Raw genomic sequence first — 18,008 nt, 5'->3', positions numbered from 1 at the left:
GTTGGGGGGACCGAGCTCGCTTTCACATTTTAGATCCTTTCAAGAAAGAGAAAATATGATAAGTGCAAAAGATGTGGTGAAAGCCCATAAAGTTTTGAATGGTGTGGTGGTTGAAACTCCACTAGAATATGATCATTATCTGTCGGAAAAATATGGTGCTAAAATTTATCTAAAAAAAGAAAATGCTCAACGAGTGCGTTCTTTTAAGATCCGTGGGGCCTACTATGCTATTTCTCAACTCAGTAAAGATGAGCGAGAGCGTGGAGTGGTCTGTGCATCAGCGGGAAATCATGCCCAAGGTGTTGCTTACACTTGTAAAGAAATGAAAATCCCAGCAACCATTTTTATGCCAATTACAACTCCACAACAAAAGATTGGACAGGTTCGATTCTTTGGGGGAGACTTCGTGACCATTAAATTGGTAGGAGATACCTTTGATGCTTCAGCTAAAGCAGCGCAGGAATTTACAATAGCAGAAAATCGTACCTTTATTGATCCTTTCGATGATGCTAATGTCCAAGCTGGTCAAGGTACTGTTGCCTATGAAATCTTAGAAGTTGCACACAAGGAATCTATTGTTTTCGATACTGTACTAGTACCTGTTGGTGGAGGAGGACTAATTGCTGGAGTTTCTACCTATATAAAGGAAACAAATCCAGAGATAGATGTCATCGGTGTTGAAGCAAATGGCGCTCGTTCTATGAAAGCTGCTTTTGAAGCTGGTGGCCCTGTTAAGCTAAAAGATATTGATAAATTTGCTGATGGGATTGCAGTCCAAAAAGTTGGGGAATTGACCTATGAAGTGACACGTAAACATGTTGAAACCCTTATTGGTGTTGATGAAGGATTGATTTCTGAGACCTTAATTGACCTTTACTCTAAACAAGGAATTGTAGCAGAGCCGGCAGGAGCTACTAGCATTGCTGCCTTGGAAGTTTTATCCGACTACATCAAGGGTAAGACCATTTGTTGTATTATTTCGGGTGGGAATAATGATATCAACCGGATGCCCGAGATGGAAGAGCGTGCTTTGATTTACGATGGAATCAAGCATTACTTTGTGGTAAACTTCCCACAACGTCCAGGGGCTCTTCGAGAATTTGTTAATGATATCTTAGGTCCTAACGATGATATTACTCGTTTTGAATATATCAAGAGAGCTAGCAAGGGTACAGGGCCGGTTTTAATCGGTATTGCCTTGTCAGATAAGCATGATTATGCCAGCTTGATTCGTCGTATGGAAAAATTTGATCCAGCTTATATTAATTTAAATGGTAATGAGACCCTATATAATATGCTTGTCTAATATACTATTAAATTTTTATCATAATATTTGCCTAACCTATTTACGAGTGCTATAATGTAAGTGAAGAAAGGGGGAGATTCCCATGGTTTTACAAGTAATACTTGTTCTAATTATTCTAATGCTGATTGTAGGAGCTATTTTGGTAAGCTCTGTTTATGTCGTTCGTCAACAGTCTGTTGCCATTATCGAGCGATTTGGTAAATATCAGAAGTTAAGTAATAGTGGTATTCACCTACGAGCTCCATTTGGCATTGACAAAATTGCTGCTCGTGTGCAGCTTCGCCTTTTACAGAGTGAGATCGTGGTTGAAACAAAGACCCAAGATAACGTTTTTGTGACCATGAATGTCGCAACTCAATACCGTGTAAATGAACTAAATGTTACAGATGCTTACTATAAATTAATGAGACCTGAAGCTCAGATTAAATCATATATTGAAGATGCATTACGCTCATCTGTTCCAAAGTTAACTTTGGATGAATTGTTTGAGAAAAAAGATGAAATTGCATTAGAAGTTCAAAAACAAGTAGCTGAAGAAATGTCAACGTATGGGTATATTATCGTTAAGACGCTCATTACCAAAGTAGAGCCGGATGCAGAAGTTAAGCAGTCTATGAACGAAATTAACGCTGCTCAACGTAAGAGAGTAGCAGCCCAAGAATTGGCTGAAGCAGATAAAATTAAGATTGTTACAGCGGCTGAAGCAGAGGCAGAAAAAGATCGCCTACATGGTGTAGGGATTGCAGAACAGCGTAAAGCAATTGTTGATGGACTTGCTGATTCTATTATTGAGCTAAAAGGAGCGAACGTAGAATTAACAGAAGAACAAATCATGTCAATCCTATTAACCAACCAGTACTTAGACACATTGAATAATTTCGCCGACAAACAAGGCAATAATACAATATTCTTGCCAGCAAATCCTAATGGAGTTGAAGATATAAGAACCCATATATTATCAGCTTTAAAAGCGAAATAATTAGGATTTTAACCTTTTATTTTATTGATGAAGGCCTTTTCATTGACAAACACTATTAAAACGTTTACAATAAAAAATTGTAAAGAATAAAATAGGAGAAGAAATATGGCTAAATCTAACTTCGAAAAAGTAGAATCAGTTGTCAGCTGGGTTCGTGACAAGAAAATTACAGGGTATCGTATTTCTAAGGAAACGAATGCGCGTGAGATGTCTATCATTGCTTTAGCTCAAGGACGTGCGAAAGTGAAAAATATTTCCTTTGAAACTGCCCTTGGATTAATTGATTTCTATGATAAAAACCATGAAAAATTTGAAGATTAGTCTTTGGATACAGGCGGATTCTTAAAAAGAGTCTGCCTTTTCATTTTTATGGATAATAAAAAAAGCTGCTTTCTTGCAGCTTTTTCTTATCCAAGATAGCGTTGTAGAAACTCTCTTGTACGCTCTTCTTTAGGATTCGTAAAGAGATCTTCAGGCTTTCCTTCTTCAGCAATAACACCCTTATCCATAAAGATGACACGATTTGAAACGTCGCGGGCGAACTCCATTTCGTGAGTCACAACGATCATGGTCAAGCCTTCTTGAGCTAAATCTTGCATGATTTTAAGAACTTCTCCAACCATTTCAGGGTCAAGAGCAGATGTCGGTTCATCAAAAAGGATGGCATCAGGATTCATAGAAAGGGCGCGAGCGATAGCTACCCGTTGCTTTTGACCACCAGAAAGTTGTTTAGGTTTAGCTTGCCAGTAGCGCTCTCCCATACCAACTTTTTCAAGATTTTCTTTAGCAATTTTTTCTGCCTCTGCATACTCGCGCTTGAGAACAGTGGTTTGAGCAACGATAGTATTTTCAAGTACATTGAGGTTTTCAAAGAGGTTAAAGGATTGGAAAACCATACCTAGTTTTTCTCGATAATGAGTAAGGTTATAGCCTTTTTCAAGTACATTTTCACCGTGATAGAGGATTTCTCCCTCAGTCGGGGTTTCAAGTAAGTTAATCGAACGTAGGAAGGTTGATTTTCCACTACCCGAACTTCCGATGATAGAAATAACCTCACCTTTGTGAATAGTAAGGGAAATATCTTTTAGGACCTCGTTTTGTCCATAGGACTTTTTAAGGTGTTTGATTTCAAGGATTGGCTGCTTCATTATTTCAAATCCTCCGTTTGCATTTGGTTAGCACCTGTAGTATAGGTATCCATATCCATGTGACGTTCGATAAAGCGCAAGATACGAGTTACTGTGAAGGTGAGGACGAAGTAAATTACTGCAATGATTGTAAATGTCTGGAAGTATTGGTATGTTTGAGTTGCTACTGTGTTTCCTGAGAAGTAAAGTTCCACAACAGAGATAACATTCAGTACGGAAGTATCCTTGATGTTAATAACAAACTCATTACCAGTTGCAGGTAAAATATTTCGAACGACTTGAGGTAGAACTACCTTGCGCATGGTTTGATTGTGGGTCATACCAAGAGCTGTCGCAGCTTCAAATTGTCCCTTATCAACTGCCAGGATACCACCACGAACGATTTCTGTCATGTAGGCACCAGTGTTGATAGATACGATAAAGATAGCAGCAAGGGTACGATCCAAGTTAATTCCGAATGCTTGGGCTGTTCCATAGTAAATAACCATAGATTGAACGATCATTGGAGTACCACGGAAAATTTCAATGTAGACGTTTAGCAACCAGCCAAGTACTTTCTGGAAGAATGCTACAGATTTTGTTTCTGATAGTGGGGCAGTACGGAACACACCAATACCAAGTCCGATGATTAGACCGACAATAGTACCGATGATTGAAATTAAGAGAGTGATGCCGGCTCCTCGTAAGAGTTGTTGCCAGTTCTCAGATAGAATTTTTGCAACTTGAGCAAAGAAACTGCTGCTGTTTTCTTCAGTAGTTGTAGCTTGAACAGGTTGCTCCTTAATCATTCGATCCATTAGTGCAACTTGTTCATCCTTAGAAATGGTTTCGATGCTAGCATTGATTTGGCCAATACGTTCGTCATCTTTGCGAAGACCGATTGCGATAGCTGTGTCTTCTTCTCCAGTTTCAAAACCTTTTTCTAACTGAACCATTTTGAACTTAGAGTTCGCAGCTTCTGCAGTTAAAGCTTCAGGACGTTCAGAAACGTAGGCATCGATGACACCAGCCTCAAGTGCTTGACGCATTTGAGCGAAATCTCCCATGGCCGTTTCTTTCTTAGCACCTGGAATTTGTGAAATTAAATCATAAAGATAAACGCCCTGTTGAGAAGTGATTTTAGCACCTTCAAAATCAGCTAAACTTGTAGCATTAGCGTAGCTTGAGTCTTTCTTTACCAAGAGAACAGGTTCACTTGTGTAGTAACTACTTGAGAAAGCAATTTCTTGTTTACGTTCAGCGGTTGGACTCATACCCGCGATAATCATATCGATTTTTCCAGAAGTTAGGGCTGGGACAAGACCTTCCCATTTTGTTTTTACAACCAGTGGTTCTTTCCCTAAATCTTTGGCTATTTTTTTAGCAATTTGCACGTCGTAACCATTAGCATATTGGTTAGTTCCGTCAATCTTGACAGCTCCATTGCTGTCATTGTCTTGTGTCCAGTTGAAGGGAGCGTATGCAGCTTCCATTCCGATCCGTAAATACTCATCTGCTTGGACAACATTTGTCAGACCTAGCATGAGAGCAAGACCTGCAATAATTGATAAGACTAGTTTCTTCATTTTTTCTCCTATTATTGTCTAAAAGTGACTCCCTCTATTGTATCTAAAAATAGCGAGATTTTCAATACAAGTAAGCCTTTACCTATAAAAAATGATATATTTTCGAAAATGATTGAGAAGGTTTTAAAAACATACCTCGCAATTAGAAAAGGCAGAGATAGAAAGCATTGTTTTCTAGGATCCTACCTGAGTCTGTGTAACTCTTTAGGGCTTACCAAGAGTGTTAGCAAGCTCATACGATTCGAGATATTTATCTTGAAAATTCTGATATGAATCTTTATGTTACAAGTGACTGGCATAAGCAGTTTCACACATCTGCTACTCAAATCAATCTATACACATCGGTCGCAAATATAGCAAGTACCTTTTCTGTATCATCCGGAAGCGGTAGCTCTGGTGGAAGTGTTGGTGCTTTCTAAAGAAAACTCAACACAGGCTTTAAAAGTATGATATAATGGAGGATAGAAAAAGGAGTAATCTATGTATTTTTTTGAAATTTTAAAATCAATCTTTTTTGGTATTGTTGAAGGAATTACGGAATGGTTGCCGATTTCAAGTACTGGTCACTTGATTTTAGCGGAAGAATTCGTCAAATATAAAGACCAAACTGAAGCTTTTAAGTCTTTGTTTAACGTAGTCATTCAACTTGGTGCCATCTTTGCAGTTGTGGTTATCTACTTTAATAAACTTAATCCTTTCAAACCAGGTAAAGAAAAAGCCGAAGTTCGTAGAACTTGGCAGTTATGGTCTAAAGTTTTTGTGGCGACTCTTCCTCTTCTCTTAGTCTTTAAGTTTGATGATTGGTTTGATACCTATTTCCATAACAAGGTTTCAGTAGCCATTATGTTGATTGTTTATGGGATAGCCTTTATCTTTCTTGAAAAACGTAACAAAGTGCAAGCAATTGAACCAACAGTTACTGATTTAGATAAATTACCTTATAAAACAGCCCTCTATATTGGATTTTTCCAAGTTTTGTCCCTTTTACCAGGAACTAGTCGTTCTGGTGCCACAATCATTGGTGGTTTGTTAAATGGAACTAGTCGTTCAGTGGTAACTGAGTTTACTTTCTATTTGGGTATTCCAGTGATGTTTGGAGCCAGTGCTTTGAAGATTTTTAAATTCATCAAGGCAGGAGAAGTATTGAGCTTTGGTCAATTTTTCTTACTCCTAGTTGCTATGGCTGTGGCCTTTGTGGTTAGTATGGTAGCTATTCGTTTCTTGACAAGTTACGTCAAAAAGCATGATTTTACAATGTTTGGGAAATACCGTATCTTCCTAGGTAGTGTTTTATTACTTTATAGTTTTGTACGTCTATTTATATAAGAAGAAAACCTTGAGGGAGTAATCCTTCAAGGTTTTAAAATCCAGTAACTGTTACACCTAACAATCGGATTGCCTTATCTTTTTCAACAAGAGATTCATAAAGTTGGATAGCAGTCTGTGAGATGTCGTCCGTGTTTTGTGTCACTTCTTTAAGGGTTCTTCTTTTTGTAATAGTGGAGAAATCAGCATATCTGATTTTAAGAATTATAATTTTACCAGATTTTTTATGTTTTTGAAGATTGAGAGCTACTTTATTAGATAGAAGAGTTAGCTCTTTTTTAATATCTTCCTCCAAACGAAGTAATTTTCCATAAGTTTTTTCCTTACCGATGGATTTGCGAATTCGATTGGGTTTGACAGCTGAATTGTGGATACCACGTGCCTTTCGATAAAGATCAAAGCCTAATCTGCCAAAGTGATCAATAAGAGTAGTTTCAGGAATTTTTTGGAGGTCAGCTCCTGTAAAAACATTCATACTATGAAGTTTTTCAACTGTTTTTCGACCAACACCGTGAAACTTGGCAACATCCATTTGTTTGAGGAAATCTTCTGCATGGCCAGGAAGTATGACTGTTAAACCTTGTGGTTTTTGAAAATCACTAGCCATTTTAGCTAAAAATTTGTTATAAGAAACGCCGGCAGAAGCAGTGAGATGAAGTTCTTGCCAGATATCGTTTTGGATTAGACGGGCTATTTTGACAGCAGAGTGGACACCTAATTTATTTTCTGTTACGTCCAGATAGGCTTCATCAATGCTCATAGGTTCAATTAAATCAGTATAGCGTAGAAAGATTTCTCGAATTTGCTGTCCGACTTTAAGATACTTTTCGTAATTTCCAGGAATAAAGACAGCTTGAGGGCAACGTTGGTATGCTTCTTTTGAACTCATGGCTGAATGGATACCAAAAACCCTTGCTTCGTAACTACAGGTTGCAACAACCCCACGTCCACCTGTTTTTCTTGGATCACTACCGATGATAACTGGTTTTCCTTTTAATCTTGGATTATCTCTGATTTCCACGGCAGCAAAAAAAGCATCCATATCGATGTGGATAATCTTTCGAGATGTGTCATTTAAAAGTGGAAAAATCAGCATGACAACTCCTATAGTAAGCATTTTTCTTCATTCATTATACCTCTTTTTCTGAAAAAATGTAAAAGAGTGATTTTCTTTTCAAAAATATAATACAGTTTATATAATAATAGGTGCTGTATTAGTAAAGAAACTTTAAAAACTAGTACTTTTCTCTTGTTGAAAACGATTACCATGTGGTATACTTAGCATATAAATGTAACAGATTCTTGTTACTAGAAAAAGAGGATATATCATGGTAGTTAAGACTGTCGTTGAAGCACAAGACATTTTTGAAAAAGCTTGGGAAGGCTTCAAAGGTGTTGATTGGAAAGAAAAAGTAAGTGTGTCTCGTTTCGTTCAAGCAAACTACACACCATATGATGGAGATGAAAGTTTCCTTGCTGGACCAACAGAACGTTCACTTCACATCAAAAAAATCGTAGAAGAAACTAAAGCACACTACGAAGAAACTCGTTTCCCAATGGATACTCGTCCAACTTCTATTGCTGATATTCCAGCTGGATTTATCGACAAAGAAAACGAATTGATCTTCGGTATCCAAAATGATGAACTCTTCAAATTGAACTTCATGCCAAAAGGTGGTATCCGTATGGCTGAAACTACTTTGAGAGAAAACGGTTATGAGCCAGATCCAGCTGTTCACGAAATTTTCACTAAATACGTTACAACAGTAAACGATGGTATCTTCCGTGCATATACTTCTAACATTCTTCGTGCTCGTCACGCCCACACTGTAACTGGTCTTCCAGACTCATACTCACGTGGACGTATCATTGGTGTGTACGCACGTCTTGCTCTTTATGGAGCTGACTTCTTGATGCAAGAAAAATTGAATGATTGGAATGCTATCAAAGAAATCGATGAAGAAACAATCCGTCTTCGTGAAGAAATCAACCTTCAATACAAAGCATTACAAGAAGTTGTTCGTTTAGGTGACCTTTACGGAGTTGACGTTCGTAAACCAGCGATGAACGTTAAAGAAGCTATCCAATGGGTAAACATTGCCTTCATGGCTGTCTGCCGTGTTATCAACGGTGCAGCTACATCTCTAGGTCGTGTGCCAATCGTCTTGGATATCTTTGCTGAACGTGACCTTGCTCGTGGTACATTTACTGAATCAGAAATCCAAGAATTTGTTGACGATTTCGTTATGAAGCTTCGTACAGTTAAATTCGGTCGTACAAAAGCTTATGACCAATTGTACTCAGGTGACCCAACCTTCATCACAACTTCTATGGCTGGTATGGGTAACGACGGTCGTCACCGTGTTACTAAGATGGACTACCGTTTCTTGAACACTTTGGACAATATCGGTAACTCTCCAGAGCCAAACTTGACAGTTCTTTGGACTGACCAATTGCCATATAGCTTCCGTCGCTACTGTATGCACATGAGCCACAAGCACTCTTCTATCCAATACGAAGGTGTAACAACAATGGCTAAAGATGGATACGGTGAAATGAGCTGTATCTCATGTTGTGTATCTCCACTTGACCCTGAAAACGAAGAACAACGTCACAATATCCAGTACTTCGGTGCTCGTGTTAACGTTCTTAAAGCTCTTCTTACTGGATTGAACGGTGGATATGACGATGTACATAAAGACTACAAAGTATTTGACATTGATCCTATTCTTGACGATGTTCTTGAATTCGAATCAGTTAAAGCTAACTTTGAAAAATCTCTTGACTGGTTGACTGACACTTACGTAGATGCTTTGAACATCATCCACTACATGACTGACAAGTACAACTACGAAGCTGTTCAAATGGCCTTCTTGCCAACTAAACAACGTGCTAACATGGGATTCGGTATCTGTGGATTCGCAAACACTGTTGACACATTGTCAGCTATCAAGTACGCTACAGTTAAACCAATCCGTGACGAAAATGGTTATATCTACGATTACGAAACAATCGGTGAATACCCACGTTGGGGTGAAGATGACCCACGTTCAAACGAATTGGCAGAATGGTTGATCGAAGCTTATACTACTCGTCTACGTAGCCACAAACTATACAAAGACGCTGAAGCTACAGTTTCACTTCTTACAATCACATCTAACGTTGCTTACTCTAAACAAACTGGTAACTCACCAGTTCACAAAGGTGTATACCTCAACGAAGATGGTTCTGTGAATTTGTCTAAACTTGAATTCTTCTCACCAGGTGCTAACCCATCTAACAAAGCTAAAGGTGGATGGTTGCAAAACTTGAACTCACTTGCTAGCCTTGACTTTGGTTACGCAGCTGATGGTATCTCATTGACTACACAAGTATCACCACGTGCTCTTGGTAAGACTCATGATGAGCAAGTAGAAAACTTGGTAACAATCCTTGATGGTTACTTTGAAAACGGTGGACAACACGTTAACTTGAACGTTATGGACTTGAACGATGTTTACGAAAAGATTATGTCAGGTGAAGACGTAATCGTACGTATCTCAGGATACTGTGTAAATACTAAGTACCTTACTCCAGAACAAAAAACTGAATTGACACAACGTGTCTTCCACGAAGTTCTTTCTATGGATGATGCATTGAGCTAAGATTCATAAATAATAAATCAAAAACCAGTCACTTTGACTGGTTTTTTGCTATAAAAAAAATATTTAAAAAAAATAGTCAAAATTGGTCAAATCTCTTGACTATTACTGACTAAAGTGATAAACTATGAACATAAGGATAAGGAAAGTCCTTAGAAAACCTTGATTTTAAGATGATTGTATATACTATCTTAAGATCAAAGTATGGGTAAAACCTAGAAAAGAGGTACAACCTATGGTTAACATTAGTATTTTTAGAAGTCCAATCGCAAAACCTGTATTGGATAAAGAAAAACCTGAAATTATACGTAGAGTAGCAAATAGCTAGTCTAAATTTTTTGAAACAAAGGTCAGAGAAAGTCAAATTGTTTTGACTAAGTAAATTTGAAAACAAACGAGGTATGAAATATGAATAACAACTTTAATAACTTTAACAATATGGATGATTTATTTAACCAATTGATGGGTGGTATGCGTGGATACAGTTCAGAAAATCGTCGTTACTTGATTAATGGCCGTGAAGTAACACCTGAAGAATTCGTTATTTACCGTCAAACCGGTCAACTTCCAAGCGAAGGAAGTGAACAAGCTCAATACGTTCAAGGTAAAGGTATGAAACAAGATGGGATTCTTGCAAAACTTGGACGTAACTTAACAGCAGAAGCACGTGAAGGTAAGTTAGATCCGGTTATTGGACGTAATAAGGAGATTCAAGAAACTTCTGAAATTCTTTCTCGTCGCACAAAGAATAATCCAGTTCTCGTCGGTGATGCTGGTGTTGGTAAAACTGCAGTAGTAGAAGGATTGGCCCAAGCTATCGTGAACGGTGACGTTCCTGCAGCTATCAAGAATAAAGAGATTATCTCGATTGATATTTCTGGACTTGAAGCTGGTACTCAATACCGTGGTAGCTTTGAAGAAAATATTCAAAACTTGGTAAACGAAGTCAAAGAAGCTGGAAATATTATCCTCTTCTTCGACGAAATTCACCAAATCCTTGGTGCTGGTAGCACAGGTGATGGTCAAGGGTCTAAAGGTCTTGCTGATATTTTGAAACCAGCTCTTTCACGTGGTGAATTGACAGTGATTGGGGCGACAACTCAAGATGAATATCGTAATACCATCTTGAAAAACGCAGCCCTTGCTCGTCGTTTCAACGAAGTGAAGGTTAATGCTCCATCTGCTGAAGATACTTTCAAGATTCTTCAAGGTATTCGAGATCTTTATCAACAACACCACAATGTTATTTTGCCAGATGAAGTCTTGAAAGCTGCCGTTGATTACTCTGTTCAATATATTCCACAACGTAGCTTGCCGGATAAGGCTATTGACCTTGTGGATGTGACAGCTGCTCACTTGGCAGCACAACATCCAGTGACAGATGTACATGCAGTTGAGCACGAAATTCAAGCGGAAAAAACTAAACAAGAAGAAGCTGCGGCTAAAGAAGATTACGAAGCAGCTCTAAATGCAAAAGTCCGTATCGAAGAGCTTGAAAAGCAAATTGCTAATCATACAGAAGATCACAAGGTTACAGCTACTGTAAATGATGTAGCTGAGTCTGTCGAACGGATGACTGGTATTCCAGTATCTCAAATGGGAGCTACGGACATCGAACGATTGAAAGATATGGGTCACCGTTTGCAAACGAAAGTTATTGGCCAAGACAAGGCTGTTGAAGCAGTAGCACGTGCTATTCGTCGTAACCGTGCAGGTTTTGATGAAGGAAATCGCCCAATCGGTAGCTTCCTCTTTGTAGGACCTACTGGTGTTGGTAAAACTGAATTGGCTAAACAATTGGCTCTTGATATGTTCGGTACTAAAGATGCCATTATCCGTTTGGACATGTCAGAATATAGCGACCGTACAGCCGTATCTAAATTGATTGGTACAACAGCTGGTTATGTTGGTTATGATGACAATAGCAATACTTTAACAGAACGTGTTCGCCGTAACCCATACTCAATCGTCCTTCTCGACGAAATTGAAAAGGCTGACCCTCAAGTCATCACCCTTCTCCTTCAAGTTTTGGATGATGGTCGTTTGACAGATGGTCAAGGTAACACTGTAAACTTCAAGAATACGGTGATTATCGCAACTTCAAATGCAGGCTTTGGTTACGAAGCTAACTTGACAGAAGATGCTGATAAACCAGAACTCATGGATCGTTTGAAACCATACTTCCGTCCAGAATTCTTGAACCGTTTCAACGCTGTGATTGAATTCTCACACTTAAGCAAGGAAGATCTTTCTAAGATTGTTGATTTGATGTTGATTGATGTCAATAAGACTCTTTCTAAGAAAGAAATCGACTTGGCAGTGAGCGATGCAGCCAAAGAATACATGACTGAAGAAGGTTATGATGAAGTGATGGGTGTTCGTCCACTCCGTCGAGTAGTTGAACAACAAATCCGTGACAAAGTAACAGACTTCCATTTGGATAATCTGGATGCTAAACACCTAGAAGCCGACATGGAAGATGGTGTTTTGGTCATTCGTGAAAAAGCCTAAATCAAGATTTAGAAAATAAAAAAGGAACCAGTTCAAAAGCTGGTTTCTTTTTTTATTATTAGATGACGTGACGTTCAAAGGCATCATCTGAAATTCCTTGTTCAAGAATCAATTTAGCCCATTCCTTAGCAGAAAAGAGGCTGTGATCCTTGTAGTTTCCGCAAGATTCAATGGTTGTTCCTGGGACATCTTCCCAAGTTGTTGTTTCAGCGATTTCCTTCAGTGAATCCTTGATGACAGCTGCGATTTCAGCGCTAGAATGACGTCCCCACATAATCATATGGAAGCCTGTACGACAACCAAATGGTGAACAATCAATCATACCGTCGATGCGAGTACGGATAAGCTTAGCCAAGAGGTGCTCAATTGTATGAAGTCCAGCAGTAGGGATAGAGTCCTCATTTGGTTGAACCAAGCGGATATCAAAGTTAGAAATGATATCTCCTTTCGGTCCAGTCTCTTCTCCAATCAAGCGGACATAAGGAGCTTTTACAATCGTATGATCTAGTTCAAAACTTTCAACAATAACTTCTTTTGACATGGTATTTCCTTTCAACTTTCTTCTTTCATTATATCATAAAGACTTGTTTGGACAAATATTTCAACCGCTTTTATCAGTGGTTAAACTGATTCTTGAGTGAACTTTATTGTGTAAGTTTTTAAAAAATTCAGACAATTTTATTGACAGTTGTCACAAAAGAGATTATAATGTATAAAAAGTCAAAAAGGAGTTTATTATGAAATTTTCAAAAGTAATGGCCCTAGCAGGAGTGACTCTGTTAGCGTCAGGTGTTTTGGCAGCTTGTTCAGGTTCAGGCTCTAGTGCAAAAGGTGAGAAGACTTTTTCTTACGTTTATGAAACAGATCCAGACAGCCTTAACTATCTGACAACAGGTAAGGCTGCGGTTGCTAATATCACAAGTAATGTTGTTGACGGTTTGATGGAGAATGACCGTTACGGGAACTTCGTGCCATCTATGGCAGAAGACTGGTCAGTATCTCAAGATGGTTTGACTTACACTTATACAATCCGTAAAGATGCTAAGTGGTACACTTCTGAAGGTGAAGAGTATGCACCTGTGAAAGCTCAAGACTTTGTAACAGGTCTTAAATATGCAGCTGACAATAAGTCAGAAGCCCTTTATCTTGTTCAAGAATCCATTAAAGGACTTGACGCTTATGTCAAAGGTGAAGTAAAAGACTTCTCAGAAGTTGGAATCAAGGCAATTGATGACCAGACGGTTCAATACACTTTGAATAAACCAGAAAGCTTCTGGAACTCTAAGACAACCATGGGTATTCTTGCACCAGTCAATGAAGAATTCCTTACTTCTAAAGGAAGTGACTTTGCCAAAGCAACTGATCCAAGCAGTATTCTTTACAACGGTCCTTTCTTGTTGAAATCATTGGTAGCAAAATCTTCAGTAGAATTTGAAAAGAATCCAAACTACTGGGATAAGGACAATGTTCATATTGATAAAGTAAAACTATCATTCTGGGATGGTCAAGATACAGGAAAACTTGCAGACACCTTTAAGGATGGCGGCTTCTCAATGGCTCGTCTCTTCCCAACAAGTGCAGGATATCCTGAACTTGAAAAAGAGTTTAAGGATAACATCGTTTATACACCACAAGATTCTGCTACTTTCTTGGTTGGGACAAATATCGACCGTCAGTCTTACAAATATACTTCTAAGACTACAGATGAGCAAAAGACATCAACTAAGAAGGCTCTTCTCAATAAAGATTTCCGTCAAGCGATTGCCTTTGGTTTTGATAGAAAAGCCTATGCATCACAAGTCAATGGAGAAAGCGGAGCAACAAAACTTCTTCGTAACTTGTTTGTACCGCCATCTTTCGTACAAGCAGATGGTAAAAACTTTGGTGAGTTAGTCAAAGAAAAATTGGTCACTTATGGTGATGAATGGAAAGATGTCAACTTAGATGACGCCCAAGATGGATTATATAACCCAGAAAAAGCAAAAGCTGAATTAGCTAAAGCTAAGACAGCTCTCCAAGCAGACGGTGTTCAATTCCCAATCCACTTGGATATGCCAGTTGACCAAACTAATACTACAAAAGTTCAACGTGTTCAGTCATTGAAACAATCACTTGAAGCAACATTAGGAACTGACAATGTCGTTATTGATATTCAACAACTTCAAAAAGATGAAGTCTTAAATGTTACCTACTTTGCTGAAACAGCTGCTGGAGAAGATTGGGATCTCTCAGATAACGTTGGATGGTCTCCAGACTACATTGATCCATCTACTTACCTTGATATCATCAAACCATCTGTTGGTGAAAATACTAAGACTTATCTAGGATTTGATGCTGGTACAAACAACGCTGCTGCCAAACAAGTTGGTTTGGAAGATTACGAAAAGATGGTTGTTGAAGCTGGAAATGAAGACACAGATGTTTCAAAACGTTATGATAAATATGCTGCTGCCCAAGCTTGGTTGACAGATAGTGCTTTGATTATCCCAACAACTTCTCAAACTGGACGTCCAATGTTGTCTAAGATGGTACCATTCACCCTTCCATTTGCCTACTCAGGTAACAAGGGTATGAGTGAAGCCCTCTTGTACAAGTACCTTGAACTTCAAGATAAACCAGTAACTGCTGATGAATATCAAAAAGCTCAAGATAAATGGAAGAAAGAAAAAGAAGAATCTAATAAAAAAGCGCAAGAAGATCTTGCTAACCATGTAAAATAAAAAAATGGAGTTAGTTATCTAACTCCATTTTTTTATATTCTAAAAGAATTTGGTTTATCGAGGATTTCTATTTATGTTTGGCTCGTTAGTATTTGCGTTGTTTGCATTATTCGAATTATTTGCATTGTTTGCATTGTTTGTTGTTTCCTGAGTCGTTTCTTGAGTTGTGTCTTCTGTAGAAACGATTGGGGTTTCAGTCACTATAGGTTGTTGGGTTGTTGGATTCGTCCAGTTATTGCGAGCGCCATTTTTAAAGACATATCCACCACTTCGATAAAGACCTTCAGGCATTGTCCAATCACCAGGGTGATCATTTTCAGCGAGATATTCCATCATTGAACGATAGATGCTACCAGCAACTCTAAATCCGTCACCAACAATTGGTGTCAATCGGTTGGAGTAACCAGTCCATACTGCCATTGAATATTTACGTGTATAGCCTACAAACATTTCATCAGGCGCAACATACTGTTCAGTTTTGATGTGATTCTCAATTTCGGCATCAGTATAGTTTGATGTACCAGTTTTACCGGCTTGAGGTAACCAAGAAATGTAAGCACCAGTACCAGTTCCATAATATAATACTGTCTTCATCATTTCAGTCATCATATAAGCTGTTGTTTCTTTCATGGCACGAGTACCAGGGTCGGAGAATTCCTTAGAACTTCCGTCACTGAATACTACTTTGTTGATGTACATTGGCTTATAATAAGTACCACCATTCGCAAATGCGGCATAAGCTGCAGCCATTTTTTCACTGCTCGCTCCATACTGCTTACCTGTTTCAGTCGTATTACTTGAGATGGCGTTAACGTAAAGCATAGATGGATAATCAATACCAAGACCATTTAAGAATGTTTTGGCTCTGTCAAGGCCAACCTTTTCTAGTGTTTCAACAGCTGGGACATTTCGAGATTGTTGAATAGCGTATTGGAGAGTAATGTTTCCAAAGTAACTTCTATCCCAGTTTAGGACAGGTTCGGTAGTACCTGGGAAATTATAAGGAACATCTTTCAACATATAGGCAGTAGAATCGTAAATTCCATATTCAAGTGCTGGAGCATAGTCTGTGATTGGTTTCATTGTAGAACCCCAGTCACGATTGGTTTCAACTGCTTGGTTGAGACCAAATGATACGTTACTAGCTTGGTGGCGTGAGCCAAGTTGGGCAATAACTTTCCCATTAGTAACATCTACAATAGTAGAAGCAGCTTGGAAATCATCATCAGGATATTGAACATATTCATCAGTATTATAAATATCCCATAGTTTCTTCTGAACATCTTGGTCGACGTTTGTATAGATATCCATACCTGTAGTTAAGAGGTTATAGCCAGTTTCTTGTTCAACTTGGTCAATGACTTCTTTAAGGTAATTATCTAAGTATTGAGGATAGGTGTTGCTTCCTTTAAGACTTTGTAAACCATCAGTGATAGGTGTATTGATTGCTGTCTCGTATTGCTCTGATGTGAGATAACCCTGGCGTTGCATTTCTGACAATACAAGATCTCGGCGTTGTTGCGCTTCTTCAGGGTGCGAATACGGGTCATACTGGTTCGGTGCTTGAGGCATTCCAGCAAGAAGAGCTAATTGAGGGATGGACAAGTCTTTTAAGTCTTTGCCGTAGTAATTTTGAGCAGCGGTCTGCATCCCATAGTTACCGTTTGACATATAGACTTTATTTACGTAGTAAGTTAGAATTTCTTGCTTGGTTGCAGTTCTTTCCAATTGGATAGCTAGCCAAGCTTCTTGCGCCTTACGTGCAATAGTTTGATCAGCAGTTGAAGTTGAGAAATAGGTTAATTTAATCAACTGTTGAGTCAAGGTTGAACCACCTTGAAGACCATTGCTGCGGAGATTTCTTAAGAAGGCTCCAAAAATACGGATGCTATCAATTCCTCTGTGGTTGAAGAAACGATGGTCTTCTATAGACACAATCGCATTGACCAAATCAGTAGGGATTTCGCTGCTTTGAGCATTTACTCGACGTTCAGCACCTAAGTCAGCTACAAGCTCATTTTTATTGTCATAAATTTTACTTGAAGTTGTCGCAACTAGCTTGCTTTCGGATAGTTCAGGAGCTTGAACTACGTAAAAGAGAAAGATACTTCCGCCGATTAGTACTAGTGTGAGAAAGATTGTTAAGAATCCAATTCCTAAGTACTTAGCTATGCGCAAGAAAAATTGTTTGTTCATATTGTTTTACCACCTAGTAAATGTTGTTTGACGATATCGAGATAGGGGATTTGAGGAAAAGCATGTTGTTCAATCGAATAACCGTGCTCTCGAATATAGTCAAGCGGCATTGATTTTTTCCCATTATCCTGCTGATAAAAGTGTATGAGATCAATAGCCGGTAATAAATACGTTTCTTGATAAGAAGAGAAATGAAGTAAGACGAAGCAAATCCCTTTTTGTTTAAGAACTTGTTCCATATGCTGAATCTGATGAGCGTGAAAGTTCTTCATAGGAAGAGCAGTTTTTTGCCTGGTTTCTTTAGCTTCAAAATCGATGTAGAATCCTTCATAAACTCCCGAATAGTCAGTTGTAGATGCTTGTCTAAAGTATGCTTCAACAATTTTTGCCCGACTTCTATGAGGGTAATCAACACGAACAATTTGGATGGGCGTTGGTTTTTTGTGAATTACGGCCACTCCATGGGTTAAGTAATAGTCGTTCGTTGAGTTAATCATCTTTTCAAAACTCATACCCCGATTTGCAAAATTTTTGGTCTGTGATGGGGTTAATTGTCTCTTATTTGATGAAACTTTATGTGGATAGTTGACCATAGTTCTCCTTATTGGTACAATAA

13 protein-coding genes are annotated in these 18,008 nt (G+C 38.5%); 7 read left to right on the top strand and 6 right to left on the bottom strand.

The genetic code is table 11. From position 1 onward, the window contains the following. Window positions 1-55: 55 nt before the first annotated feature. The 3 genes from ilvA (at window position 56) to PAN07_RS04190 (ending at window position 2,606) form a co-directional block, all read left to right on the top strand. Window positions 56-1,306: a threonine ammonia-lyase IlvA gene (gene ilvA / locus PAN07_RS04200; protein ID WP_269797204.1), complete on the top strand. Its 1,251-nt coding sequence runs from the start codon at window positions 56-58 to the stop codon at window positions 1,304-1,306. 82 nt (window positions 1,307-1,388) lie between these two features. Then, a complete protein-coding gene (locus tag PAN07_RS04195; protein WP_269797203.1) occupies window positions 1,389-2,285 on the top strand; it encodes an SPFH domain-containing protein in 897 nt (298 codons plus the stop codon). Between the two features lie 105 nt (window positions 2,286-2,390). After that, window positions 2,391-2,606 (top strand): hypothetical protein, encoded by a 216-nt coding sequence (locus PAN07_RS04190; protein ID WP_002893653.1) that lies wholly within the window; start codon window positions 2,391-2,393, stop codon window positions 2,604-2,606. Window positions 2,607-2,692: 86 nt separating this feature from the next. Here PAN07_RS04190 and PAN07_RS04185 read toward each other — a convergent pair whose 3' ends face one another. After that, on the bottom strand, window positions 2,693-3,433 hold the full coding sequence (locus tag PAN07_RS04185; protein ID WP_075566471.1) for an amino acid ABC transporter ATP-binding protein: 741 nt from the start codon (window positions 3,431-3,433) through the stop codon (window positions 2,693-2,695). Further along, window positions 3,433-4,998: an ABC transporter substrate-binding protein/permease gene (locus tag PAN07_RS04180; protein WP_269797202.1), complete on the bottom strand. Its 1,566-nt coding sequence runs from the start codon at window positions 4,996-4,998 to the stop codon at window positions 3,433-3,435. The genes PAN07_RS04185 and PAN07_RS04180 overlap by 1 nt, the downstream gene beginning before the upstream one ends. A gap of 480 nt (window positions 4,999-5,478) precedes the next feature. On the opposite strand from PAN07_RS04180, the gene PAN07_RS04175 reads away from it, so the two are divergent. Continuing rightward, window positions 5,479-6,324 carry an undecaprenyl-diphosphate phosphatase gene (locus PAN07_RS04175; RefSeq protein ID WP_269797201.1) on the top strand — a complete coding sequence of 282 codons (846 nt, stop codon included), beginning with the start codon at window positions 5,479-5,481 and terminating at the stop codon, window positions 6,322-6,324. A 34-nt stretch (window positions 6,325-6,358) separates the two neighbouring features. Here the strand turns inward: PAN07_RS04175 and dinB are convergent, their stop codons facing one another. After that, window positions 6,359-7,420 carry a DNA polymerase IV gene (gene dinB, locus PAN07_RS04170; RefSeq protein ID WP_269797200.1) on the bottom strand — a complete coding sequence of 354 codons (1,062 nt, stop codon included), beginning with the start codon at window positions 7,418-7,420 and terminating at the stop codon, window positions 6,359-6,361. A 232-nt stretch (window positions 7,421-7,652) separates the two neighbouring features. On the opposite strand from dinB, the gene pflB reads away from it, so the two are divergent. Both pflB and PAN07_RS04160 read left to right on the top strand, forming a co-directional pair. After that, entirely contained in the window at window positions 7,653-9,968 is a 2,316-nt protein-coding gene (gene pflB / locus PAN07_RS04165; RefSeq protein ID WP_269797199.1) for a formate C-acetyltransferase, read from the top strand. A 405-nt stretch (window positions 9,969-10,373) separates the two neighbouring features. Beyond that, window positions 10,374-12,476, top strand: a complete 2,103-nt coding sequence (locus tag PAN07_RS04160) for an ATP-dependent Clp protease ATP-binding subunit (protein ID WP_269797198.1) — start codon at window positions 10,374-10,376, stop codon at window positions 12,474-12,476. A 58-nt stretch (window positions 12,477-12,534) separates the two neighbouring features. On the opposite strand, the gene PAN07_RS04155 is transcribed toward PAN07_RS04160, so the two are convergent. Further along, a complete protein-coding gene (locus PAN07_RS04155; protein ID WP_178895378.1) occupies window positions 12,535-13,017 on the bottom strand; it encodes an S-ribosylhomocysteine lyase in 483 nt (160 codons plus the stop codon). A gap of 196 nt (window positions 13,018-13,213) precedes the next feature. Here PAN07_RS04155 and PAN07_RS04150 point away from each other — a divergent pair, with 196 nt between their 5' ends. Beyond that, complete coding sequence (locus tag PAN07_RS04150) at window positions 13,214-15,196, top strand: peptide ABC transporter substrate-binding protein (protein ID WP_269797197.1); 1,983 nt, start codon at window positions 13,214-13,216, stop codon at window positions 15,194-15,196. Between the two features lie 54 nt (window positions 15,197-15,250). On the opposite strand, the gene pbp1a is transcribed toward PAN07_RS04150, so the two are convergent. Together pbp1a and recU are read right to left on the bottom strand one after the other, a co-directional pair. After that, the gene (gene pbp1a / locus PAN07_RS04145) at window positions 15,251-17,392 is read right to left on the bottom strand and encodes a penicillin-binding protein PBP1A (protein WP_269797196.1); all 2,142 of its coding nucleotides are present in this window, start codon (window positions 17,390-17,392) and stop codon (window positions 15,251-15,253) included. Further along, a complete protein-coding gene (gene recU, locus PAN07_RS04140) occupies window positions 17,389-17,985 on the bottom strand; it encodes a Holliday junction resolvase RecU (RefSeq protein ID WP_269797195.1) in 597 nt (198 codons plus the stop codon). The genes pbp1a and recU overlap by 4 nt, the downstream gene beginning before the upstream one ends. Between the last annotated feature and the right edge of the window lie 23 nt (window positions 17,986-18,008).

The sequence above is a fragment of the Streptococcus sp. SM5 genome (assembly GCF_027497975.1).
Note: the sequence above shows the minus strand (reverse complement) of the source record. Positions and strands in the feature narration are given on the sequence as shown.

Bases quoted from the DNA above. Each gene is read 5' to 3' on its own strand.
- PAN07_RS04155 (WP_178895378.1), bottom strand. From the start codon at position 13,017: ATGTCAAAAGAAGTTATTGTTGAAAGTTTTGAACTAGATCATACGATT.
- PAN07_RS04160 (WP_269797198.1), top strand. From the start codon at position 10,374: ATGAATAACAACTTTAATAACTTTAACAATATGGATGATTTATTTAAC.
- pflB (WP_269797199.1), top strand. From the start codon at position 7,653: ATGGTAGTTAAGACTGTCGTTGAAGCACAAGACATTTTTGAAAAAGCT.
- PAN07_RS04180 (WP_269797202.1), bottom strand. From the start codon at position 4,998: ATGAAGAAACTAGTCTTATCAATTATTGCAGGTCTTGCTCTCATGCTA.
- pbp1a (WP_269797196.1), bottom strand. From the start codon at position 17,392: ATGAACAAACAATTTTTCTTGCGCATAGCTAAGTACTTAGGAATTGGA.
- ilvA (WP_269797204.1), top strand. From the start codon at position 56: ATGATAAGTGCAAAAGATGTGGTGAAAGCCCATAAAGTTTTGAATGGT.
- PAN07_RS04150 (WP_269797197.1), top strand. From the start codon at position 13,214: ATGAAATTTTCAAAAGTAATGGCCCTAGCAGGAGTGACTCTGTTAGCG.
- PAN07_RS04195 (WP_269797203.1), top strand. From the start codon at position 1,389: ATGGTTTTACAAGTAATACTTGTTCTAATTATTCTAATGCTGATTGTA.
- PAN07_RS04190 (WP_002893653.1), top strand. From the start codon at position 2,391: ATGGCTAAATCTAACTTCGAAAAAGTAGAATCAGTTGTCAGCTGGGTT.
- PAN07_RS04185 (WP_075566471.1), bottom strand. From the start codon at position 3,433: ATGAAGCAGCCAATCCTTGAAATCAAACACCTTAAAAAGTCCTATGGA.
- PAN07_RS04175 (WP_269797201.1), top strand. From the start codon at position 5,479: ATGTATTTTTTTGAAATTTTAAAATCAATCTTTTTTGGTATTGTTGAA.
- dinB (WP_269797200.1), bottom strand. From the start codon at position 7,420: ATGCTGATTTTTCCACTTTTAAATGACACATCTCGAAAGATTATCCAC.
- recU (WP_269797195.1), bottom strand. From the start codon at position 17,985: ATGGTCAACTATCCACATAAAGTTTCATCAAATAAGAGACAATTAACC.